We start from the raw sequence: 21889 nt of genomic DNA on the forward strand, positions 1-21889 counted from the left end.
ACAACCAATGAAATGAACACAAACACGTTAGACAAAATGCGGAAGCTCAAGTTCTTCGGCATGTACCATGCTTTTCAAAGCACCCTGGAAACAGGTAAAACAGAGGATTATACAGCAGATGAGTTACTGGCACACCTGGTGGACGCAGAGTGGGATGACCGGCATAACAGGCGTATCGAACGGCAGATCTATTATGCAAAGTTCCGCTATAAAGCCTCGGTAGAGGACGTTCACTATCATGCCGACCGAAGTATCGACCGTAACCAGATCATGCGCCTGGCGGACTGTACATTCATCGAGCGCAATGAGAACCTGCTGATCACAGGCAGCACAGGTATCGGTAAAAGCTATATCGCCTCTGCTATTGGTTACCAGGCCTGCACACTCGGCTACAGGGTCTTTTATGCCAGTACGCCCAAGCTGTTCTCTAAACTCAAAATGGCTAAAGCTGATGGTTCATATCTCAAAGAGGTAGCCAAGATCGAGCGGCAACAATTACTGATATTGGATGACTTCGGTATCCAGCCTTTTGATGCGCAAAGCAGGGCTGCACTGATGGAGATCATTGAAGACCGGCATGGTAAAACCTCACTGATCATTACCTCTCAATTGCCGGTTAGCAAATGGTATGATGTAATAGGTGAAAAAACAATTGCTGATGCTATCCTGGACCGGATCGTACACAGTGCCCATCGTATCGAGCTGAAAGGTGAATCGATGAGAAAAAAACGAAGAACTGATGATAAAGAAGTCAGTTATCAATAACCACTTTTAATAACTAACTTTGAAAACGCTTTTACAGCTCTCGCTGCTATCGTTCGCCAGCTAATTGCCTGGTCACTTTGCCACGGAATCAGGTGGTCAACATCCCCGGAATATCAAAATAAAGGACGAAATTAGAATAGAACTAAAAGATATAAAGAAAATTGAAAAAGAAAATGTAATCGATAAATTCCAATGTAATATTGCAATAGTCGATGGAGTAAATGAAGAGAAAGAACTTTTTCACTTTGTTATTAACCAGAATTTACAGGGAATTATCAAATTTACTGAAACCAAACTTAGACCAAAAGAAGGAGAGTTTATTAAGTTATCAACTGTTGTAAAATTCGATAAAAAACAAAACAAACAACGAATAAGAGTTCTATCTATTGAACCTACCGCCGAATTTTCTCAAAGTCTTAGAAAAGATATTGTTGGCCTGTTGAAACTAAAATTTAAGATGCAGGGTGTCACTCATGAATACGAGGATTTGGATATTGAAGACATTGAAGAAGCAAATAGAGTAAAGCCGGATTTTGGCTTTATATCAGATTATTATGTTCCACGACAACTTTTGGAAAGTTATAAAATCACTAAAAACTGCCAAGTAAAAGCCACCCTTATTTTTACAGGCGAAAAGTGGAAAATACACAATATTACAGGATTAGATAAATAAGTCGTCATTACTATATCCGAAAGGTGCTCGGACTACTTAAAGTAAGGCATTTAATAAGGATTTTTTAATATTGAACTTAATGTTAAATTTGGATATAAACCCAAATCAATGTCAGGCCAACGGTATTTAACAAAATCCAAATTAAAACTTGCATTAGAATGTCCGACTAAGCTTTTTTATAATTCGAAAAAAGAGTACCCTGATAAGAAGATTCAGGACACTTTTTTGGAAGCTTTGGCCAATGGTGGATTTCAGGTTGGTGAATTGGCGAAATGTTATTTTCCTGGCGGAATAAAAATCGACGAACTTGATTATGACAAAGCACTTCTAAAAACCAATGAACTATTGCTTTTAGATAAGGTAACCATTTATGAAGCTGCTTTCTGTTTTGATTTGTTTTTTATCAGGGCAGACATCGTTGTCAAAGACGGGAACAGCCTGAAATTATTTGAAGTTAAGGCAAAATCATACGATCCGACAAACTTAAAAGCATCAATTTCAAATGCCAATGGAATATCTCCAAAATGGCAACCCTATGTTTATGATGTTACCTTCCAAAAGTATGTAATCAATTTGCAGCGGAATCGGGTGTCAAACGATTCATGAATCAGGTGGTCAATATCAGCGGAATATCCAAGCTATTCTAAACAATAGCTCGTTCCTTCAGGAAAAGTATAGCCGCCCCATCTACAGGGAAAAAAATCAGAGTTTAAATTTCAGTGAAAAGGTATGGATCGGACTTACTCCCCAGGGTGAGGTAATCAGTCCTTATAAGCAGCTGGAGCCTATATTTACCGAAATAGACGAATCTTTATTAGACGACCTGCTGATGGATGAGGAGGCTGAATTAAGTGATGGTGGGGCAGCAATGATGGCTTATGCCCAAATGCAATTTACAGAAATGAAACCCGAGGAAAGGAAAGCTATTCACTCCTCACTTTTAAAGTATTGCGAACTGGATACGTTGGCAATGGTGATGATTTGGGAAGATTGGCAACAGCAACTGAGATTTTTTGATGCGAATGGTAAAGAATAATAGAAGAGCCATTTAACTGGCGGATAGTTATTTTTTGTAATTTTAAATCTCTATGCAAACTGACCCTACTTTTGAAATTGTCTTATCAGACATCACCATGACTGTTACCAGCCATTTTGTAGCCAGTGATGAAGTTTTTAGAATTGAATTTTCAGACGGCAGGCCGCCGTTGGTAGTTCACGAAGCGTTAGGAGGCAATCGCCCATTTTGGACGTCCTTACCACAAGGACGTCAGAAAGAGGCTGAATTTTTTGGAGCAAGAATTGCAGAGTATTTAAAAAATAAATAGGATGTGTTACTATAACGGTCAAAAAGTATCAAGAGCGGAGTTTATTAAATTATTGCAATTAGAGAAAGCAGTAAAAAAATACGATTTTTTGAACCGTGCCGTACATAACGGGTTTGCCTATGCTCCAATCGCTGTTCTAAAAAGGGACACTGATGAAACGAATTTTGATATTGTCCAAATGGAATGGGGCTTTTTACCTCCGTATTTAAAAAACCGGGAGGCAGTAGCTAAATTTAGAAATGGCTATAAGGATGAACAAGGAAAATGGCATATTGGTTATACTACGCTAAACGCCAAAGCAGAAAATTTATTCACCAATGAAAAAGGCAACCCGTCCATTTATGCAGATGCCGCAAGGAAACGCAGGTGTTTGGTCCTGTCAACTGGGTTCTATGAATGGCGACATGTGTTCCCCCTGAATAAAAAAACTGGTCAACCCTTAAAAACTTCTATTAAATACCCTTATTACATATCCGTAAAAGATCAGGAATACTTTTATATGGCCGGTATTTGGCAGGAATGGACAGACAAAGATACAGGTGAAATCGTGCAAACTGTATCAGTAACAACTGCGGAGGCCAACCCACTAATGCAGCAGGTTCATAACTCTAAAAAACGGATGCCAACAATACTTAACGATGATTTGGCTTATGAATGGATGTTTGGCGACCTGAATGATGAAAGAATAACAGAGATCGCGCTATCGCAATTCCCGGCGAAACAAATGGATGCCTGTTCTATCGCAAAAGAGTTTTTAGCTACGTTGGAACCAGCAACGCCATTTACTTATGAAGACTTGCCGGCCATTGAATACGCTATTTGATAAAAATTAATTTCATAAATGATAAGATTCGATCTTATCGCAAATCAGGTGAATGGTTTCCTCGTCCAGTTCACCGGGGTTTTTGCAGATCCTCAAAAAATCCCCATCAGGGTCAAGGCTTAAAATTAGCTGGCCACTTTTGTAAATTTCAAATTTGCATTTCTCTCCTTCGTGGTGGATATAGTCCCGCACGTCAAAAGTTTGTTCATTCACTTTCCCTATGGTTATCTGAAAATTCTCTGTTTCCATAACTCTAATTTACTGAATAACAATCTATCAATACAAATGTGAAAATTTATTTGTCGGCAACGCTATGGAATACTAAAAATATTAGCATAATTTTATAGCCCTTTAACTGTCGAACTCATGAACACGAACCGTCAAATCATACACATGGATCAGGATGCCTTTTTTGTGTCCGTAGAAGTGCGTAAAAATCCGTCGTTAACGGGTAAACCCGTTATCATTGGCAGTCTGTCTGATCGTGGTGTTGTAGCCTCCTGTAGTTATGAAGCCCGGAAATTCGGTATTCATTCTGCCATGCCGGCACGGATGGCAAGGATGCTTTGCCCGCACGGTATTTGGATCAGGGGGAATATGGATGAATATACGACCGCCTCGCATGAGATCACCGAAATATTAAAACAGGAGGTGCCGCTCATTGAAAAAGCCAGTATCGATGAGCATTATATTGATATGACGGGGATGGACAAGCATTATGGCACTTTGAAATGCGCCAAAGAACTGCGGTTGAAAGTCATCAAAGAAACTGGATTGCCTATTTCTTTTGGATTATCGGTAAACAAAACCGTTTCTAAAATGGCAACCAATGAATGTAAACCTAATGGTGAACTTTCTATAGAATATATTGGAGTGCAACCCTTTTTGAATCCCTTATCTATCCGCAAAATCCCCGGACTTGGAGAAAAGACTTTTATAAAGTTGAGTGATATGGGCATCAAACGAATACATGAACTCGCACAAGTTCACCCTGAATATATGACCAGTATTTTAGGTAAGAATGGTATTTGGCTATTGCAAAAAGCAAAAGGAATTGATGACTCCCCCGTTATTCCTTACCAGGAGCAAAAGACGATCAGCAGCCAAATAACTTTTAAGCAAGATAGTATTGATTTGGTTTCCATTAATTATTTACTCACCTCAATGGTAATGGATTTAGCGTTTGAACTTCGTCAAAAAAAGAAACAAACTGCTTGTATCACTGTGACGGTGCGTTATTCTACACGCGAAGATGTGACCAAACAGGCCAGCATACCCTATACAGCATTGGATGGCATACTAATAAAGAAAACAAAAGACCTTTTTAAGCAAGCCTACCAAAAGCGAATATTGATCCGATTGGTTGGGGTTCGGCTATCTAACCTGGTGAACGGATTTGAGCAAATAGATCTTTACACAGCATCCGAAGAACAATACAGTCTTTGCCAGGCTATGGATAAGATACGCCGCCGTTTCGGGCCTCATTCCATTAAGCTGGCCTCCGGCATGGATTTAAACTTATAGTGTCATGTATATCAACGTCCATTCCCAATATAGCCTACGTTATGGCACAATGTCTATCCCTAAATTGGTGGATGAAGCAATGGCGCGCGGTATAACGCAAATGGCATTAACTGATATTAATAATTCCACTGGCATTATGGAATTTATGCGAGAATGTGATGAAAAAGGATTAAAGCCAATAGGCGGCTTGGAATTTAGAAAGGACAAACGACTGCTTTATATAGGCATTGCTCAGAATAGGGAAGGAATGAAAGAACTGAATGATTTTCTGACCGAGCATAATTTGGAAAAAAAACCATTACCAGATGCCTCACCTGATTTCAAACACGCTTTTGTGGTCTACCCGTATGGATACCAGGGGGAATTAAAGGATAATGAATACTTAGGTATTCGTTTTGACCAGTTAAACCAACTATTTAATAAAGACATTTCAGCTATTAGAGGAAAGTTATTGGCTTTACAGCCGGTGTTTGTATTAGACCGGATCGAGTATCGCTTACATGAATATTTGCGTGGCATTGACTTGAATGCCGTCCTGACGATGGTTAAGCCGGAAGACAAATGTACGCCAACAGATTTGTTTTTAGCCCCCGGCCAATTAGAGGCGAAATTTGCACGTTACGCTTTTATTTTGGATAACACCCGGAACCTGATGAACCGCTGCGTAATGGATTATCCCAAAGGACGGATCAACCTCAACCGGAAAACATTTACCGGCAATAAAAAAACGACAAAGAGTTGCTCGAAAAGTTAGCCATGAGCGGTATGGAATACCGCTATGGTAAAACTAACAAAGAAGCTTTAAAAAAAGTAAAACATGAGTTAAAGGTTATTTATGAACTCGACTTTTGTGCTTATTTTCTAATTACCTGGGACATTATCCGTTATTCTTCCTCACAGGGCTATTATCATGTGGGGCGTGGTTCTGGTGCCAACAGTATAGTTGCCTATTGCCTTAAAATTACAGACGTTGACCCCATAGAACTCAATCTATATTTTGAACGGTTTTTAAACGCGCAGCGTACTTCGCCACCCGACTTTGATATTGATTATTCCTGGGATGAACGTGAGGATGTTCAGGACTACATTTTTAAAAGGTACGGTAGCCAGCATACAGCCTTGTTAGGTACAATGTCAACTTTTAAAGACCGCAGTATAATTAGGGAAATCGGCAAAGTAATGGGTTTACCTAAATCAGAAATTGATGGTTTTACCGACCAAACTCGGGCAGCCCTTAACCGAAATAATGAAACATTTAAAAAAATCACGGCCATTTATGAGCGTATGGCTAACATGCCCAATCAGCGTTCCATTCATGCGGGTGGTGTGCTTATATCCGAAGACCCAATAACCTACTACACAGCCCTTGATTTGCCGCCTAAAGGCATGGCTACGGTGCAATGGGATATGTATGAGGCTGAAAAAATAGGTTTTGACAAGTACGATATTTTAAGTCAACGTGGTATCGGGCACATTAAGATGGCGGTCAAATTGGTAGAAGAAAACCAACAGCGCAAAATTGATATTCACCAGGTCAAATCATTTATGAAAGACCCGGTAGTGAACGCCCAATTGAAAACAGGAAATACTATTGGCTGCTTTTATATCGAATCGCCAGCCATGCGGCAATTGATAAGGAAACTGGACTGCGATAATTATTTGATACTGGTTGCGGCCAGCTCTATTATCCGGCCAGGTGTTGCAAGTTCAGGTATGATGGGTGCATATATTAAATACCATCATGCTCCTGAAACAGTTAACTATCTCCATCCCGTAATGGAGGAACAACTGAAAGAAACCTATGGCGTAATGGTTTATCAGGAGGATGTGATTAAAATTTGCATTCATTTCGCCGGTATGGACGGTACTGATGCTGATATATTGCGTAGGGGCATGAGTGGTAAATACCGCTCAAAAAAAGAGTTTGACCGATTGGTAGAACGTTTTTTTGAAGAAGCTAAAAAGTTAGGCAGGCCTGATGAGGTCGTAGCAGAGGTATGGCGGCAGGTGTCTTCATTTGCAGGTTATAGTTTCTCTAAAGCACATTCGGCCAGTTTCGCAGTCGAAAGCTACCAAAGCCTTTTTTTGAAAACCTATTATCCAAGGGAATTTATGGTCGCCGTGCTTAATAATTATGGAGGTTTTTACAACCGTGCCCTTTATGTGCATGAATTGCAGAAAGCAGGGGCCAACATACATTTACCTTGTGTGAATAACAGCGATAGCATTGTGAACATCAGCGGAGTAGATGTGTATTTGGGGTTTATTGGTGTCCACGGTTTAAATGACACCTTCATAGTGCGTATTCCCGAAGAACGACGCGAAAATGGTATTTATCAAAGCCTGGAGGATTTGATAAAACGTACAGGTATCGGATTAGAGCAAGCTATCATTTTAATCCGTGTCGGTGCCTTGCGTTTTACTGGAAAAAGCAAAAAGGAATTGCTCTGGGGAGTGCATTTATTAATGGGTAATAAAGTGAAGCCCGAAAAGGACATTGAGCTATTTTGCATGGAGGCAAAGAATTACAGCCTGCCGGAATTAGTGAATACCAGGTTAGAAAATGCTTACCATGAATTAGAAATTTTAGGATTTTCTTTGAGCATGTCCATGTTTGACCTTTTGGAAACGGAATACAGAGGCGAGATATGTGCGGGCGATTTGATCAACCACGTTGGGCAGTTGGTTAGAATGGTTGGATTATATGTATGTGAAAAAAAGGTACATACGAAAACAAATAAAAAAATGTGGTTTGGGACCTTTTTAGATGTGGAAAGCAATTTCTTTGATACCGTCCATTTCCCCAATTCTACCCCTGCGTACCCGTTTAGAGGTGCTGGGTGTTATTTATTGGAGGGTAAAGTCGTTCAGGAATTTGGGTTTGCAAGCATAGAAGTTCTGAAATTTGCTAAGCTGCCGATTTTAGGTAATCCAGTTATGGAATGATGTGTCAAGAGTAGTAAAATCAATACCGTAATTAATCTTTATTAGTGATACGTTAAGTGATTATCCTTTTCGTTGACCTATACTATCAATGCACTTCCCTATGGCTATGATCGCGGCATTGTCCAGGTGATCTTCATTTCGCTGTACCCATTCGGTACCACATTTATAAAGCATTACTTCTCTGCCATCTGTAAATTTAACATTCCATACTTTCCAGGTTTTAAAAGTTGCGGCGGTGATCTGAAACAGTATGACAACGCCATCGGCTAAAAGGATTTCATAACTCATTCATTACAATTTAATAATATATCAAAATGATTTGTTGCAAGTTAATATAGCCATAACTGTAGCCTATTAAGAGCAATTAATCTCCAATGCACTAAAATCAGGAATTGATCAGCTCAAAACCCACTTCGTCTTTTCGCCCTCGATCAACAGGCCAAGCCTCCTGATGTTAGCTTTGGTAAAATACTTCATTGAAACATGCTCAGCGACCCATGTATGTCCGGGGAGTAGTTTTAACACGGTCGCATGAGGTTCACCTATGATCGTTTCTACCTTGAAACGATAAGGTTTAGCACCAATGCAGGTTACAATAAAGTCCATCGCTAAATTGTATATCGAGATCATTACTGTGAAACTTTTCATTAACAAAAGTTTAATAGCTGATTATTTGGGAACTGGACGGTTGATACGTGGCCTTTTTTGCTTTGGTAGCGTAACCAATAGGGTGTTTGCTGTGGTAATAGCGGGTGTTCTGTCTTTAATTTCAATCATTATCCAAAGGTTAATGTGAATTACACCAATTACTCTGCAAAAATCGTACTACGAAAATGAACTTAAACAATTTCGTGATTGCAGACGCTTAAACCTTATGCGGATCACCTAATGGGTTGTGAGCTTGTTTAAATAAAGCGGCTTCACTTAGTGATGGTACGGGTGCTTCCGTTTGGTCAGGCACCGGCGTATTCATGCCATCATTTAAAGGCTTTGGAGTTACCTTTTCTTCAGTTTTCTTCAGTTCTGCTTTTTTTTCCTGGCGCATGATTTGACTTTTTAAAAAATGAATTGATTAGTGTGTGTAGCGATTATTCGGAAGATTCAACAATACCGGAATTAGTCGGGAATGGTGAACCAGAAAGTGGTTCCTTTCCCTAATTCACTTTCTACGCCCATCTCGCCCCCATGTAATCTGATAATTTCAGTAGAAATATATAAACCAAGTCCTAAGCCCGATGCACGATTATTATCCTTCGCCAATCTAAAGTAGCGCTCAAAAAGCTTGCCTATATGTCCAGGTTCGATACCTTTACCCTTATCGCTAACTGATATTCTGGTAGTCCCTTTAATAGGTTGAGCGTCAATTATAATTTCTAAAGATTCAGATGCATACTTGACTGCGTTATTGACCAAATTGACCAGCACCTGGTCGATTTTGTCCCGGTCTGCAAATATGCTGTAAGAATCACTTCCCTGATAATTGATATGGTATTTACCCTCTAAACGAATGTGGCTGCAACATTCGTCAACCAACTCTTTTAAAATAAAAGTTGTTTTTTTCAGGGAAAGTTGACCTTGCTCTATCTTTGTAGAACTTAATAGATCACTTACTAAAAAACTGAGTTTAATGACGTGTTTTTCTGCATTTTCAGTCAGTTTAATCAAACGATCAGTTACAGACGTTTCCGTCTTTAACATCCGGCTCATCAACTGGAGGTTCGCTTTCAAACTGGTGATAGGCGTTTTGAGTTCATGGCTTGCTACACTAATAAATTCTTCTTTATGAATTTTTAATTGATGTTGTTCAGATACATCATCAATGATCGTGTAGCCTAATGATCCTGATTCATCCGGAAATAAAATGGAAGTTACCTGGCACCAGATCATGGTGCCATCTTTTTTAATAAGACGCGTTTCCAAACTAAAAAAAGGGACTTGTTTTTGCCAAAGTTGCACCTGGAGGGATCTCCAATGCTGATGATCCGCCGACGGGGAATAATCCAGTATCCGCGTGCCGATAATTTCCTCCTTGGTGTCATATCCCAGCAACGTGACTAAAGCCATATTGACTTGAAGAATCTTTAAGTCCGGCGAGATTACCTTATTTGCCAATCTCGAATATTCAAAAATGGTCCGAAATCTATTCTGGCGATCTTTTTCGTTAAGCCGTTGGGTTTCCACCTTTAATGCCGCGTTCTCTTTCTTTAACGATTCGATAGTTTCCATCAGTATGAGAACTGTCCTTGAATTCTATCAATTGTAATATTAGCAGAAGGGGATGATCGCTCGCTTATAGAAGCTTAAAAAGTCCGTATTGTTTTAATTAGTTTAGGCAACGAAGTAGCCATTAGTAGACTAACCGGGGGTTCAATTTTTAAATGTGTTAAATAGTTATTACCTTTGCAACAAGGATAAGACCCAATTTTTAGGTCTTATCTCCGAACAAGAGGTAAAATGGCAGCCAGTGTTTACATATCGAAGAATTTAACAGAAATTCAGATAGCATTTCTGAAGTTGCTGGATGAATATGAAATTCAGCTATTCAGGTTTGACGAAATTGAAAAGCAAATTGAGAAACAATTTGATAACCTGAATGAAGTGCTTGAAAATCTCGTTCACAAAGGGTTGCTGGCCAGGATTGAGCGCGGTAAGTTTTGCCGCCCGAATTTTACTGATGAAAACGTGATCGGGACATTTGTAGTAGCGAATAGCGCTGTCGCCTATTGGTCGGCATTAAATCAACACGGATTAACTGAACAGTTTTCCAATACCGTCTTTATACAGACGACCCAGGAAAAGGAGGACAAAGTTATTTTTGGCACCTCCTATAAGTTCGTGAAGATCATTCACACCAAGCGTATTGGAATTATGTGGAACGGACAAGGAAATTTTAAGTATCCCATAACCGATATAGAAAAGACGGTCATTGATTGTTTTGACCAGCCACAGCACTCTGGCGGATATGCTGAACTTTTACGGGCATTCGTACAAGCTGATTTAAAGGCCGACAAAATGATCGCCTATTGCAGCGCAGCGGCAAACATTGCGGTAACAAAGCGTATCGGCTTTCTGGCTGAATTTTTTGAAAAGAAGTCACTTAGTGCATTCGTGGATTATGCCCAAACGCAGGTCAATGAAAAGTACAGCCTGATTGATCCTTTAGGTAGCGAAACAGGCGACTTTGTATCAGCCTGGAGATTGAGATTAAATATCAGCAGAGAACAATTGGAGGGCATCGCCCAAAAGGAATATTAGTGTGATACTAAAAAGAGAAATAGATAATAAAGCTAAAGAACACCTGGTTTCCAGGAGTACCATTGATAAGGATTGGGTATTAGGGCATTTTATAGATGCCATTTTTTCCATACATCGGTGCAGAAACAGTATCGTGTTTAAAGGCGGAACCTGTTTGAGAAAGTGTTACATCAATGATTACCGGTTTTCTGAGGATCTTGATTTTACAGTAAACAGTCCTGATTTTATACTGGATAAGGCATTACTGACGGAGATCACAACATTAGTTACCGAACGGACGGAATTACCCCTACATATCGAACAGCTCACCCAACTACGCCATAAGAACACCCCCACGGGCTATGCGGCAATTGTCAAGTTTTGGGGAGCGGATCATTCTAAAGATCAGGCCGTACCGCCACCGGAACGATGGACGACCAGCATTAAAATCGAGATGATACAATATGAAAAATTACTGTTCCCGGTAAAAGAGCGGCCTGTTACACATAGCTATTCAGACAAGCTAACCAATGCAACCGATGGGATACCTTGTTACAACTTACAAGAAGTCATGGCTGAAAAGTTGCGGGCGTTGATACAGCGATCCTATACCGCGCCCAGGGATTATTATGATATATGGTACTTGTCCCGTAATATGCCAGATTGGGACTGGCCGGTTGTTGTTAACGCCTTTCATGAAAAAATGAAATTTAAAAACCTTGAATTTACAGGGGTGGAACAGTTGATCAATGACGAAATTGACCGTAAGATTAAAGCCGCCTGGGCAAATAGTTTGGGGCACCAAATTAATCCTGCTATACTTCCGCCCTATGGGCTTGTAAAGAAGGATTTAATGGAATTGTTTAATAAAATATTTTAATCAAATTCCAGGAAACGCTTATTAAACTTTAGCATTATTACATTGATATCGCCTGCCCATTTGATTCACTATTATTTGCATAATTCTCTTCCGGTTTGACAACAATTCCACTGTTTAATTAGAATTAAGCAGCAAATTCGTATATTTGAATAGTCAATTAATAGGCACATAACTAAGCACCTAAGGATTGACTTTCCTTATAAGTTATTGATAATAAGTTATTTACAAAGATAGGTTCGAGCCCAGGTGGGCGCACCCAAGTGGGCAAGACTGATTCTTCAGTTCTTGCCCTTCTTTTTTTACCACTTAACGTGCTGGAAATCAAGTATGTAAGTTTAATCATTTCGTTAACTCTTATGGTTCGATGTTTCTGTCCGTCAAAATGCAGCTTTTCAGGATACATCGAACCAATAATAGCCCTTTTACCTTCATTATCAGCATTTTGATATAATTTACCGATATTGGAAATAACATCAACTGCCTTTATTACGTATTCACCAATGTTTATTGGCTTAACTGCAACGTCAGTAATTCTCGCTTCCAGTTTTTCCAAATTTACTTCCGTTTCCTTTTTGATCAAGGCATAATCTTCCGGTTCAATTTTCGAAGTGAGCATAAATTCACGCGCCTTACGCAACCTTTCGTTCTGTTCATCAATCTGTTTAAGAACGGTCTTTCTGTCGTCTTTACTTTCATTAGCATCGTTGTTATAAACGTCCAGCAATACGCTCGCGCAGAGTTTTTTCATGGCTGCGTCAAGACTGTATTTGTTTAGTTCAGCGATAAAAGCATCATTAACAACGTCTGCTTTATAACGGCAACCACATTGGGTAGAACAGTGATAGTAATAATAGTAACTATTTCTTCCTTTGGATGCGCTGCCAGTCAATATTCTTGAACACCGCGAGCACTCTAAAAACCCACGTAATGGCAGTTCATCAATCGACAATATCTTAGTGCCTTGCTTTCTTTTCCGACCATCCAAGGCATCCTGTACCTCGTTAAATAAATGTTCAGATATAAGTGGCTCATGTTGGCCCTGAACTAAATAAGTTTCCTCATTTTTATATTTGGGAATCGTGATTTTACCATAATAAACAGGGTTACGGATAGCGATCAAAAAATTATTTTTGCCGCATTTTAAACCCTTTTGCCGGGCGACTTTCCAAATTTGTTCAGTTGAAAATTCCGAGGTTGACAAATTTTGAAAGCACCATTTTAATATGGTACTGTCCGGCTCTCTCGGAGCAATGTATTTTCGACCGTTTTCAGCCGTTTTATTGATGTATCCTACCGGGGCAGATGCCATCCAACGGCCCTCTTTCCTCGCACGGCGCATTCCATGAAATACATTAAGTGCCCTGCGATCATTTTCAACTTCCGGTGCTGCTAAATAGATAGCCAACATCATTTTATTTTCGGGGATACTTAAATCCAAAGGCTGTTCGATGGCCTGCGGCTCAACGCCTAAATGATTTAAGATATTCATCATCTGGTAAGCATCCCCGGCGTTCCTACTAAACCTGTCCCATTTAGTAAATAAAATCAAGTCAACGTTACGCCCTTTAGTTTTTTTAAGATTGCTTAGCATGCTTTGCCACTCCGGGCGTATAAAGGTCTTAGCGGAATGATCCTCAAAAATGGTGTTACGAATACTGATTTTATTAATCTCGCAATACTTGCGTAATACTTCTTCTTGTCCTCGTTGAGAGTAACCTTTATCTGCCTGCTCCTCAGTGCTTACCCTTATATATAAATCTGCTATTTTCATACCTTAACGTTCTGATTTACAACTAATTTAGCAAAAAAATACATCAATTCCAATATTTTTTCAGCTTCGTCTTCACTTACTTCTACACCGTTTTTCTTCAATATTTCCTTTGCTCTTTGGGGAGTTATGTTTCGCTTCCGTCCTGAATTGTTGTCCATGCCGCTGAGTTTAAGCGGCAAAATCGCATCACTGGACGGCCTTACTTGACAAGCTTTTCGGTAGTACCGATTAATAAACTTTGGTTACGGCTCTTAAACATAGGTAGTCATTGCTCCGCTTATACAACCGGCAGCGCTAAGGCACGAAATTGTCAAGGGTGGCGCATACCAGCCCCAAAAAACAAACGCCATTTACACGCCCTTGACGGTTTCGGGACTGGGCTAACTTTGTGGGAGCGGTGAAATGCAACGATAGGCAATCAGAGTCCCTTTCTTTATTCGTTTAACTTATAAATTACAAGCTGTGGTTATTGGGTTTGTCACTATAACTTGCACAATAAGGTTTTTAACTGTTATTCTTTTCAGTCAGCTTTCGGTTTTTGCAGGTGTAACGAGGTACGAGTTACTCCTGCTTTCGCAGCGAGGCTGGCGGCGAATGAATATAGCGTGCATGCGCGTGATGTAATGAGCCGCTTGCCGCAGCTGCATTACTCCAAAGAATAATTTACAAGCTACTTATCAGCAAATGGTGCTCATAAACCTTTTCAGCTACATTCAATAGCTGTTTTACTGTTCCTAATAACGCTCTTACATTACCCCGGTTGGCTTCGTACGCATCCTTATACTTGACATTCACGTAGGCATGTTTCAGTTCGTTGAACAGCGTTAAATTTCCCGGTTCATTCAGCTTAAATACGATAGCAAGATCAGCGGTAAACATTTCGGTAATTGTCAATAATCTTGACAGGTTATGGTTATTGATATCATAGTTCAGTACGGCCCGTACTAAAGCCACCAAAATACACTCCGAACATTGATGCAGACAGAAAAGGGCAGCGTTATCTGCTCCTTGCTCTAAATGATATTTTGCACCGCTGTAAAAGTCTAATCCCAACCGGTGCCAGTGTTGCCATTGAGATGATGTTGTGTTATGTTGGATGGCAGATAAAGGTATAGCGGAAGGTAATAACAGTTCCCCTGAAAGATAAACAGCCGGACAACCTAAAGCAGTATTAAAAAACAGGTTGCCCCGCTTTAATCCCGTAAAAAGGGCAGATGCATGATGTACTAATGCCACTACGTTTGCTGATTCCTTGCAACTATCTTCAATCATACCAGCGAGGCTTTGCGCTAAACGCTGTTCCTCGTTAGCGGTAAGTACAAGCAGGTATATTTTATCTTTGGATGCAGTGCCCAAAAAGATCACTGCTTGGACAGAGCCAATTTTATGAATAATGATAGAAACAAGCTTGCTGATCATTACGGCTTGCTTATCTGACATATGACTATTCAGCTTGTATAATTGAACAGCATAAACCTCCCGTTCGGCTTGGGAGAGATTAGCGGATAACGAAAACGGCACCCTGCCCATAGGAGCATCGCATTTCAATGATGGCTTCACTGACAACCGCTGAAAAATAAACCATGCTGCATCAAATAGCTTTTGCAGGTTCTCATGCACCGTCAGCAGGTCTAAGGGCTCTATAAACTCACGGGCAGGCTGTAAGGATAATCCATGCTCCAGCCAGTCGTAAAGCGTCGCTCGGTATTGAGGCAAGTTATACTGATTGAAAAAATCATCTAATAGCAAATACGGGTTAAGCTGTTGTTCTTTGTTCAGTGATACCGGGTAATAGCTCCATTCCCTTTGCTCAAAAGAAAGGTCATTTGCCGATACCGTAACATTAAGTTTGTACGGCATATCTTTAATAAGATGCGCCGCTTCAACCAGGCAAAGCGTAAGCTTATGGAAGTAAAGCAGTCCCGAAGGGCTGCCTTTCTCATCGCGGTAAAAGTCCGGCTTCGATATAGTGAAACACCAATTCTGTAACGTTTCCAAATGGCTCGGCAAGCTGTCGTGATCAAAAAATGTAGTGACAACGCTAAGCGGATTTTTAACCTGCTCGGGTCGCAGGTTAAGCGTGTGGAAATCCCAGGGTTTAAATTCTTCAGCCTGCATAATATATAGTTTTTACCTGTCGGCATTGGCAGGCATTCAAAATAAGTACACAATGCAGCCGTACCGAACCATAGCAAATTGTATTTTACAATGGCACGGTTGTTTGTTACATTTACATTTTAAAATACATTTGACTTATGGCAGAAGGAACTATTCATATTGGCAGAAAGATTAGTAAAATCCGCGAATTGCGCGGCATGAAGCAGGAAGCACTTGCTGCTGAATTGGGTATAAGCCAACAAGCGATTTCCAAAATCGAGCAGAGTGCCGAGGTAGAGGATAGCGCATTAGAAAAAATAGCCAGTGTGTTAGGGGTTACGGCAGAAGCAATAAAAAGCTTTAGTGAAGATGCAATGGTAAATTACTTTAATACTTTTCATGATAGTACTATTAGTGATTCATCATTCAATAATTATCACTGCACTTTCAATCCAATCGACAAAATTGTAGAGTTATACAATGAAAAGGTAATATTACTTGAACGGCTTTTGGCCAGCGAACGCGAAAAGATTGAATTATTGAAAAATAAGTAATTCACCCCTTTCGAATAGTTTATTATGTGTGGGAACACCTGTTTGGGTGTTCCTTTTTTTATGGCAAAATAAAGCCTCCTTACACTTGCTGCTTGGAGGCTTCAACCTAAACCTTATCACAATCGGGCAAAGAATCGCCCTTTTCGATGGGGCAAATCTAATAGATTTTTTTGCATTACGGATTGCAGCGGCATCCTTCGCAGAAGATACAGCGTAAAGCCGGAGCCGCAGGCAATGCCACAATGCAGCTATTACTTACTACCTGCTTCTTTTTCGCCTACGGTATTTAGCATCATCCTCATCGTCGCTTATTTGAATACCACTATTATCGCCAAACCAACTGTCGCGATGGTCAGCGGTATTATCAGCCAATAGATTAACATCCTGATCTGTTTCCAGTGGTCTTTCTCCATTACTTCCATTTTCGTTTTCAACTGGAGGGTGTTCTGATACACCTGCTTCAGCGTATGGAGAAACCAGGCCAGTTCCTGGTCCGGGTTGTTCTTTGGCGGCGGTGTATGTTCCTGCGGAGGTTTGCTCGCCGTATTTTTTTGTTGTCCGGCTGTTTGCCTCGCTAATTGCTGCGCTGTCTCTAACTTGTTCATAGTTGATCATTTTAATGAGTTCCGCCCATTTATACCTATTGCCTAAAGCCTGGCCTTTCGCTTTGAAACCGTTGTGAAAATAACTGATGCCCGATACCCTGCCCGTAGTAGCCTGGTTAAAAAGAAAGTTGATTCCCATATCCTCGCCCACACTAATCATACCCCGTAAGGTTAAGCCCGGACGGTTTAATAAACTGTTCATCAATTCCTGTAACACCATTCGTTCAGATGCCTTCCCGGTTCTTGTGATCATTTCTATCTCATCCTTTGTCGGGGCCTTCCGTGGGACGTTACTGCTCGATTCAACAGATAATAAGTTGTATTGCTTTTCCAGTTTGCGGATAACCGCTTCACTTTTCTTGTAATTGTTACTGTCCGACACCACACTGCCATCAAAACCGATCCGGTTAACCAATAAGTGTATATGCGGATGATCCGCATCGTAATGGCGAAAGATCATATATTGGTTATTCGTAAAGCCCTGCGCCTTTAAATAATCGCCAGCAATGTTTACCAACGTTTTATTATCCAAATTTTCGTCTTTAGGAAAGTTGAGGCTGGTGTGATACACATACCTGTTGAGGTTGGGCTTAAGACTCTTAAGCAGTTCTACTTCTTTTCTGACTTGTAAAGGGTCAAGTGAGGTAAAATTGGTTTCCAATACCTCTGCTCTTGATAACCTATCAGGATGAGCCATTTTCTTTACGTTGTAGCTAAAGGCACCCATAAAGCTTTTACCTATTTTCTGAATCGCGATCATGGAGTAAAACCTTAATGATGAGGTGTTGCTGTTCCTGCAACTGTAATAAGATCTTCCTGATCTCAAAGGGCAGCTTTCCGGCGTTGACTTGTTTGGCTATTTGGTTTACATTTACGCCAATCTTCTTCAGTTCAAGATAAACGCCTAAGTCAATACGCGCAATCTTTGCTTCGGGAAAGCGTCCTGTCAGTAGCTTTGCACGTAACAGCTTGTAAACCTCAACCCCGGAAACTTCAGCGGCAGCCATAAACTTCTGCTGCTCTTTCTCGTTGAGCCTGATCACGTACCTGTAAATTCTTTTTTGTTCCTGAACAATCTTCGGCCTTGCCATATCTAAATATTTAGGCAGCAAATTTCCGGTCGGAAAAAACAGGTATTTCACAAGCTTTTCGGTAGTACCGAAAAATAAATTTTGAGTGCCTGTAAATAAGTATAGAAAAATATCCAATCAGGAGATAAAATTCATCCCAACCGATACATTGTTATATGCAGAACGAAGTGAAAGCTTATACAGCCTTGCAAAGCAAGCAAGCGTTTGAAGGCACTTCAAACATGGCTTGCTTCGCTTCGGCGCGTGAAGACTATCTTAGTTTTTGTATTAAGAAAACACTACATTTAATTCGGCCTCAAATAGGTACTTTTATCCTCTCATTTTATGGATCGTATACAAGGAATTGGTTGATTACTTTTTTGATACGCCAATTGAGTTTAATTTTGTTCTTGTTAAATATAAAGAAAGGCTTGACCATAGTGATTTTAATATGGGGCCACATGATAATTATTACTATAGAATCATTTTCCATTTATTGCACCCTATGCAAGCCGTCAACTGGCAAACATAAATTGAACGATTAAAACCTACTTTTCTAAAAATCCGAATATTCGGTTGGTCTCAAAAACGTAATATCAGCTTTTGATATGGTGTGCTGATATTCAGGTAACGAAGAAAGTTGTTTCCAATCTGCGCCATCTCCAAACTGTTTCCAATGTTCATCTCGGTCGGCTTTATTATTAAAAGTCGTCATGTACATTAAATTGGGCATTAGGCCGCCTGCTATTACTTCTCCGTAAAAAACAGGGTTAAAATTAAGCTTTGTGAAAATATCTACTTCCTTACCGGCGTTAAACATCTTTACTTTTTGGCGATATAAATAATCTGTAGCGCTTTCGTAGCTACGCAGTTCATAAACTCTTTCAGTAAGTGGGGATGTAAGCAATGGTGTTGAAAATTGGGGTCTGTCTGTAAATGCCTTTAATAAAATAGTTTCTATGCGCTCGTATGGGGCCTCATTATAAGCTGCATTTAGGTAAGTTGCACCATCACTTTTAAGTTGGCCATCATTAAACAATTGTTCATCTATTTTTGAGAAAGCTTCAATTGAAGCAGACGGTATGAAAACATATATCCGCTTATCTGAGGTTGTATCATTATCTAATGCTTTAAAAACACCGACTTTACTTATACCAATTCTATGTAAAGCCGGTAAGTAAGCAGTTTTTAAATATTGTTCAGTTTTATTGATCTGATCCTGGGTTTTTAAATGATATACTTTGATCTCATAATAGTACCTTGTTTTTTTAAACCGGGTTTCCGCTTTTATATTCAGACAACAAAATGATAGTGTCGCTAATACAGCTAAAGTGATTAGAGTAGTTTTATTGGTTCGCATCTTTATAATGTGTTAAGGTTACAAATTAAAACAATTTACCTAAGTAAATCGAGTCTAAAAGAGATGGAACTTTTAAAAATTACAGTTAAAAATGCTGTGCTTTTTTATTTAGCTTCACATACAAAACTTTTGATATAGAACGATTTGCTTGATCAAAACCGGTCAACGGTAACTTTCAATCTGTTTTTAATCGATTATAAATCGGTATATTTCCAGCTCAAAACAATATTAAAAATATAAACGATAAAAAATTATGGCAGGAAAATTAATCGGCAAAGTGGCTATTATTACCGGTGCAAGTGCCGTTATTGGTAAAGCAAGTGCATTGGCTTTAGCTGCAGAAGGTGCTACCATCATCCTTACCGCCCGACGGGCCGAAAGACTTGAGCAATTGAACTATTGCTTTTTTTCTGAAAAAAAGACTGTTATTTAGGTTTTAGCTTATTCAAATTTTAGACCCATTAGAAAAAAAATATCAACAAACCATTCAAGCATAAAGGGATATCCATTAAGTTTTATAAGGACATATTTATTTAAGAGACCGTAAGTACTTGGCCAACTTGGATCATATTAAAAATTAAGTACCTTGGTGAGTTAAATCAAAACGGCTTAAGCTTTAGCGAACTGCTGGCCCTGGACGACCGTAAAGTCGATGAGATCGTAGGGCTGGCCAAACCCCAGGCGGAGGAAACTGATCCGCGCAAACTTCACTTTAACAGCTTGATCGGACTTCATACGCATGAACTGGCCAAAGAAGGGCAAACGATAATTGGCGCTATTATTATTTTATAATTGGGAGGGATTACAACCTGGATGACGGTGCATTAGCGGAAAACAACATTGTGCAGACCTGTCTTAATAATTTCACCAAATACCAACCCATCTATGAATTAATCCGGGATAAATCATTTGGTTAAACAGAAGCCATTGTGTTACTTTTTTAAAATTATTTGTAACAAAATTCATATTAATTCCGTTACCTTTACTTACAATAAGTAACAATGATTTCTGCACACGGACAAATAGAACAAGTCATTAGGCGTCGCCGGAAAGGAGATTTGATATTTCCGACCGATTTCCGCGGCTTAGGTACAGAGGGTGCTATAAAAATGTCTTTAACCAGGCTAAATAAGGAAGGTGTCATTGAGCGGTTGGGGCATGGCATCTACCTGATGCCAAAAACTGACTCTGTTTTGGGTAAAATAGCGCCTGCGCCGGAAGATATAGCATATGCTATTGCTAAAAAGGAAAAGATACAGATTAAACCGGCTGGCGCGTATGCACTGCATAAGTTGGGCTTAACCACGCAGGGGCCAACAAAATTAGTTTATTTAACCAGCGGGACGGCCAAAGAAATTAAGATAGGAAAAACGCTGATCAAGTTTAAAGCTACCACACCGAAAAAGCTGGCAATGAAAGGCCAATACAGCAGCTTAATTGTGCAAGTCCTCGAAGAATTGGGCACGAAGAATATTGACAGCAAAACAGAAATGAGAATAAAAGAATTGCTATTAAAAGAAGACCCAAAGGTGTTAAAAGAAGATCTACAGCTTGCACCTGCTAAAATATATGACTACTTAATCAAATTGATATAAGCTATGATAGGTTGGTTAAAATTAACGGACGCATAAAGGAAAACAAGTATTGACCAAGCAGCACTTGCCAGTGGTATAGGAACAAAAGCCATTGAAAAAGACTGGTGGGTAACACTAACAACGCCTGCCAAAGGTTTGTCGGCCTTTTGATAAGTGTGTTATTTATCCGAGTTCTTAATGCTTTGTCCTCTTGGATAATTAAATTTAATTTCCTGCCAATTACCCGTGCCCCAACTAAGGGTAGATAATCTCTATCCTCAGTATTGTAGATTTCCATAATATCGAAATGGTCATCACAAACGCTATCTTGGTTAATCTCAAAAAAATAGCGGAGTATATGGTCAATATCTGTAATGTCTTTTGTCCTTGATGGTTTGTCCCCATAAGCCAAGCTTTAGCAATACTAACCCCTCCAGACTACAAATTTTCAGGCTTCCGGCCTTACCAAGATCAATTTCTTCGGCAAATGGGTATGCTTCTTTAAAGCCTGGCATGTTGATGGTGAATAATTTCGGATCATATAATTTGATCTCTCTTTTATCATTCTCAATATCACCGAAGGGTAACATATCAAGTTCTATGCACCATCTGCAAGCGTAATCAATTTATAAACTGGCCGACTTGAAAAATATAAAACTTAAACCCAATTGATTAGCCTACCTTAGCC

General features: G+C 39.7%; 25 protein-coding genes. 14 read left to right on the forward strand and 11 right to left on the reverse strand.

Translation table 11 applies throughout. From position 1 onward, the window contains the following. Positions 1–12 precede the first annotated feature (12 nt). The 6 genes from istB (at position 13) to RHM67_RS08780 (ending at position 3586) form a co-directional block, all read left to right on the forward strand. Complete coding sequence (gene istB / locus RHM67_RS08755) at positions 13–765, forward strand: IS21-like element helper ATPase IstB (RefSeq protein WP_183568824.1); 753 nt, start codon at positions 13–15, stop codon at positions 763–765. Positions 766–829: 64 nt separating this feature from the next. Beyond that, a complete protein-coding gene (locus RHM67_RS08760; protein WP_322231752.1) occupies positions 830–1438 on the forward strand; it encodes a hypothetical protein in 609 nt (202 codons plus the stop codon). Between the two features lie 108 nt (positions 1439–1546). After that, positions 1547–2044, forward strand: coding sequence for a hypothetical protein (locus tag RHM67_RS08765; RefSeq protein WP_322231754.1), 498 nt, complete (start codon positions 1547–1549; stop codon positions 2042–2044). Positions 2045–2267: 223 nt separating this feature from the next. Then, entirely contained in the window at positions 2268–2474 is a 207-nt protein-coding gene (locus RHM67_RS08770) for a hypothetical protein (protein WP_322231755.1), read from the forward strand. A gap of 52 nt (positions 2475–2526) precedes the next feature. Further along, the gene (locus RHM67_RS08775; protein ID WP_322231756.1) at positions 2527–2763 is read left to right on the forward strand and encodes a hypothetical protein; all 237 of its coding nucleotides are present in this window, start codon (positions 2527–2529) and stop codon (positions 2761–2763) included. Position 2764: 1 nt separating this feature from the next. Continuing rightward, positions 2765–3586 carry an SOS response-associated peptidase gene (locus RHM67_RS08780; protein ID WP_322231757.1) on the forward strand — a complete coding sequence of 274 codons (822 nt, stop codon included), beginning with the start codon at positions 2765–2767 and terminating at the stop codon, positions 3584–3586. Positions 3587–3598: 12 nt separating this feature from the next. Here RHM67_RS08780 and RHM67_RS08785 read toward each other — a convergent pair whose 3' ends face one another. Next, positions 3599–3835, reverse strand: a complete 237-nt coding sequence (locus RHM67_RS08785) for a hypothetical protein (RefSeq protein ID WP_322231758.1) — start codon at positions 3833–3835, stop codon at positions 3599–3601. A gap of 117 nt (positions 3836–3952) precedes the next feature. On the opposite strand from RHM67_RS08785, the gene dinB reads away from it, so the two are divergent. From dinB to dnaE, 3 genes are read left to right on the forward strand one after another with little or no spacing between them, the layout of a single operon-like run. Continuing rightward, positions 3953–5110 (forward strand): DNA polymerase IV, encoded by a 1158-nt coding sequence (gene dinB, locus RHM67_RS08790; protein WP_322231759.1) that lies wholly within the window; start codon positions 3953–3955, stop codon positions 5108–5110. Positions 5111–5159: 49 nt separating this feature from the next. After that, complete coding sequence (locus RHM67_RS08795) at positions 5160–5864, forward strand: PHP domain-containing protein (RefSeq protein WP_322231760.1); 705 nt, start codon at positions 5160–5162, stop codon at positions 5862–5864. Beyond that, positions 5849–8056 carry a DNA polymerase III subunit alpha gene (gene dnaE / locus RHM67_RS08800; RefSeq protein ID WP_322231761.1) on the forward strand — a complete coding sequence of 736 codons (2208 nt, stop codon included), beginning with the start codon at positions 5849–5851 and terminating at the stop codon, positions 8054–8056. Before RHM67_RS08795 ends, dnaE begins: the two co-directional genes overlap by 16 nt. 60 nt (positions 8057–8116) lie before the next feature. Here dnaE and RHM67_RS08805 read toward each other — a convergent pair whose 3' ends face one another. From RHM67_RS08805 to RHM67_RS08815, 3 genes are all read right to left on the reverse strand, one after another. Next, positions 8117–8344: a hypothetical protein gene (locus RHM67_RS08805; RefSeq protein WP_322231762.1), complete on the reverse strand. Its 228-nt coding sequence runs from the start codon at positions 8342–8344 to the stop codon at positions 8117–8119. Positions 8345–8921: 577 nt separating this feature from the next. Then, entirely contained in the window at positions 8922–9101 is a 180-nt protein-coding gene (locus RHM67_RS08810; protein ID WP_322231763.1) for a hypothetical protein, read from the reverse strand. A gap of 71 nt (positions 9102–9172) precedes the next feature. Next, the gene (locus tag RHM67_RS08815) at positions 9173–10282 is read right to left on the reverse strand and encodes a PAS domain-containing sensor histidine kinase (RefSeq protein WP_322231764.1); all 1110 of its coding nucleotides are present in this window, start codon (positions 10280–10282) and stop codon (positions 9173–9175) included. Positions 10283–10510: 228 nt separating this feature from the next. Between RHM67_RS08815 and RHM67_RS08820 the strand changes: the two genes are divergently transcribed. Together RHM67_RS08820 and RHM67_RS08825 are read left to right on the forward strand one after the other, a co-directional pair. Further along, entirely contained in the window at positions 10511–11311 is an 801-nt protein-coding gene (locus tag RHM67_RS08820) for a hypothetical protein (RefSeq protein WP_322231765.1), read from the forward strand. Position 11312: 1 nt separating this feature from the next. Beyond that, the gene (locus RHM67_RS08825) at positions 11313–12170 is read left to right on the forward strand and encodes a nucleotidyl transferase AbiEii/AbiGii toxin family protein (protein WP_322231766.1); all 858 of its coding nucleotides are present in this window, start codon (positions 11313–11315) and stop codon (positions 12168–12170) included. A 172-nt stretch (positions 12171–12342) separates the two neighbouring features. On the opposite strand, the gene RHM67_RS08830 is transcribed toward RHM67_RS08825, so the two are convergent. From RHM67_RS08830 to RHM67_RS08840, 3 genes are all read right to left on the reverse strand, one after another. Next, the gene (locus tag RHM67_RS08830; protein WP_322231767.1) at positions 12343–13941 is read right to left on the reverse strand and encodes a recombinase family protein; all 1599 of its coding nucleotides are present in this window, start codon (positions 13939–13941) and stop codon (positions 12343–12345) included. Beyond that, positions 13938–14099 (reverse strand): hypothetical protein, encoded by a 162-nt coding sequence (locus RHM67_RS08835; protein WP_322231768.1) that lies wholly within the window; start codon positions 14097–14099, stop codon positions 13938–13940. The genes RHM67_RS08830 and RHM67_RS08835 overlap by 4 nt, the downstream gene beginning before the upstream one ends. Positions 14100–14604: 505 nt before the next feature. Further along, positions 14605–16059 (reverse strand): HEPN domain-containing protein, encoded by a 1455-nt coding sequence (locus tag RHM67_RS08840; protein ID WP_322231769.1) that lies wholly within the window; start codon positions 16057–16059, stop codon positions 14605–14607. Positions 16060–16196: 137 nt separating this feature from the next. On the opposite strand from RHM67_RS08840, the gene RHM67_RS08845 reads away from it, so the two are divergent. Then, positions 16197–16592 (forward strand): helix-turn-helix transcriptional regulator, encoded by a 396-nt coding sequence (locus tag RHM67_RS08845; protein ID WP_322231770.1) that lies wholly within the window; start codon positions 16197–16199, stop codon positions 16590–16592. Positions 16593–16850: 258 nt separating this feature from the next. Here RHM67_RS08845 and RHM67_RS08850 read toward each other — a convergent pair whose 3' ends face one another. From RHM67_RS08850 to RHM67_RS08860, 3 genes are all read right to left on the reverse strand, one after another. After that, complete coding sequence (locus tag RHM67_RS08850) at positions 16851–17957, reverse strand: relaxase/mobilization nuclease domain-containing protein (protein WP_322231771.1); 1107 nt, start codon at positions 17955–17957, stop codon at positions 16851–16853. Continuing rightward, positions 17932–18288, reverse strand: a complete 357-nt coding sequence (gene mobC, locus RHM67_RS08855; protein WP_322231772.1) for a plasmid mobilization relaxosome protein MobC — start codon at positions 18286–18288, stop codon at positions 17932–17934. The genes RHM67_RS08850 and mobC overlap by 26 nt, the downstream gene beginning before the upstream one ends. 535 nt (positions 18289–18823) lie before the next feature. Beyond that, positions 18824–19627, reverse strand: a complete 804-nt coding sequence (locus RHM67_RS08860; RefSeq protein ID WP_322231773.1) for an NIPSNAP family protein — start codon at positions 19625–19627, stop codon at positions 18824–18826. A gap of 253 nt (positions 19628–19880) precedes the next feature. On the opposite strand from RHM67_RS08860, the gene RHM67_RS08865 reads away from it, so the two are divergent. After that, positions 19881–20060: an SDR family NAD(P)-dependent oxidoreductase gene (locus RHM67_RS08865; protein WP_322231774.1), complete on the forward strand. Its 180-nt coding sequence runs from the start codon at positions 19881–19883 to the stop codon at positions 20058–20060. Positions 20061–20628: 568 nt separating this feature from the next. After that, a complete protein-coding gene (locus RHM67_RS08870) occupies positions 20629–21222 on the forward strand; it encodes a DUF6088 family protein (protein WP_322231775.1) in 594 nt (197 codons plus the stop codon). Between the two features lie 341 nt (positions 21223–21563). On the opposite strand, the gene RHM67_RS08875 is transcribed toward RHM67_RS08870, so the two are convergent. Then, the gene (locus RHM67_RS08875) at positions 21564–21791 is read right to left on the reverse strand and encodes a hypothetical protein (protein WP_322231776.1); all 228 of its coding nucleotides are present in this window, start codon (positions 21789–21791) and stop codon (positions 21564–21566) included. Positions 21792–21889 lie beyond the last annotated feature (98 nt).

Source organism: Mucilaginibacter sp. 5C4 (assembly GCF_034345625.1).
Taxonomy (GTDB): Bacteria; Bacteroidota; Bacteroidia; order Sphingobacteriales; family Sphingobacteriaceae; genus Mucilaginibacter; species Mucilaginibacter aurantiaciroseus.

Excerpts from the sequence above, each read along its gene's own strand:
- istB (WP_183568824.1), top strand. The coding sequence starts at position 13 with ATGAACACAAACACGTTAGACAAAATGCGGAAGCTCAAGTTCTTCGGC.
- RHM67_RS08865 (WP_322231774.1), top strand. The coding sequence starts at position 19,881 with ATGGCAGGAAAATTAATCGGCAAAGTGGCTATTATTACCGGTGCAAGT.
- RHM67_RS08775 (WP_322231756.1), top strand. The coding sequence starts at position 2,527 with ATGCAAACTGACCCTACTTTTGAAATTGTCTTATCAGACATCACCATG.
- RHM67_RS08820 (WP_322231765.1), top strand. The coding sequence starts at position 10,511 with ATGGCAGCCAGTGTTTACATATCGAAGAATTTAACAGAAATTCAGATA.
- RHM67_RS08840 (WP_322231769.1), bottom strand. The coding sequence starts at position 16,059 with ATGCAGGCTGAAGAATTTAAACCCTGGGATTTCCACACGCTTAACCTG.
- RHM67_RS08860 (WP_322231773.1), bottom strand. The coding sequence starts at position 19,627 with ATGCGAACCAATAAAACTACTCTAATCACTTTAGCTGTATTAGCGACA.
- RHM67_RS08835 (WP_322231768.1), bottom strand. The coding sequence starts at position 14,099 with ATGGACAACAATTCAGGACGGAAGCGAAACATAACTCCCCAAAGAGCA.
- RHM67_RS08870 (WP_322231775.1), top strand. The coding sequence starts at position 20,629 with ATGATTTCTGCACACGGACAAATAGAACAAGTCATTAGGCGTCGCCGG.
- RHM67_RS08845 (WP_322231770.1), top strand. The coding sequence starts at position 16,197 with ATGGCAGAAGGAACTATTCATATTGGCAGAAAGATTAGTAAAATCCGC.
- RHM67_RS08850 (WP_322231771.1), bottom strand. The coding sequence starts at position 17,957 with ATGATCGCGATTCAGAAAATAGGTAAAAGCTTTATGGGTGCCTTTAGC.
- RHM67_RS08830 (WP_322231767.1), bottom strand. The coding sequence starts at position 13,941 with ATGAAAATAGCAGATTTATATATAAGGGTAAGCACTGAGGAGCAGGCA.
- RHM67_RS08770 (WP_322231755.1), top strand. The coding sequence starts at position 2,268 with ATGGATGAGGAGGCTGAATTAAGTGATGGTGGGGCAGCAATGATGGCT.
- RHM67_RS08810 (WP_322231763.1), bottom strand. The coding sequence starts at position 9,101 with ATGCGCCAGGAAAAAAAAGCAGAACTGAAGAAAACTGAAGAAAAGGTA.
- mobC (WP_322231772.1), bottom strand. The coding sequence starts at position 18,288 with ATGGCAAGGCCGAAGATTGTTCAGGAACAAAAAAGAATTTACAGGTAC.
- RHM67_RS08765 (WP_322231754.1), top strand. The coding sequence starts at position 1,547 with ATGTCAGGCCAACGGTATTTAACAAAATCCAAATTAAAACTTGCATTA.
- RHM67_RS08875 (WP_322231776.1), bottom strand. The coding sequence starts at position 21,791 with ATGTTACCCTTCGGTGATATTGAGAATGATAAAAGAGAGATCAAATTA.
- RHM67_RS08805 (WP_322231762.1), bottom strand. The coding sequence starts at position 8,344 with ATGAGTTATGAAATCCTTTTAGCCGATGGCGTTGTCATACTGTTTCAG.
- RHM67_RS08780 (WP_322231757.1), top strand. The coding sequence starts at position 2,765 with ATGTGTTACTATAACGGTCAAAAAGTATCAAGAGCGGAGTTTATTAAA.
- RHM67_RS08795 (WP_322231760.1), top strand. The coding sequence starts at position 5,160 with ATGTCTATCCCTAAATTGGTGGATGAAGCAATGGCGCGCGGTATAACG.
- RHM67_RS08785 (WP_322231758.1), bottom strand. The coding sequence starts at position 3,835 with ATGGAAACAGAGAATTTTCAGATAACCATAGGGAAAGTGAATGAACAA.
- dinB (WP_322231759.1), top strand. The coding sequence starts at position 3,953 with ATGAACACGAACCGTCAAATCATACACATGGATCAGGATGCCTTTTTT.
- RHM67_RS08815 (WP_322231764.1), bottom strand. The coding sequence starts at position 10,282 with ATGGAAACTATCGAATCGTTAAAGAAAGAGAACGCGGCATTAAAGGTG.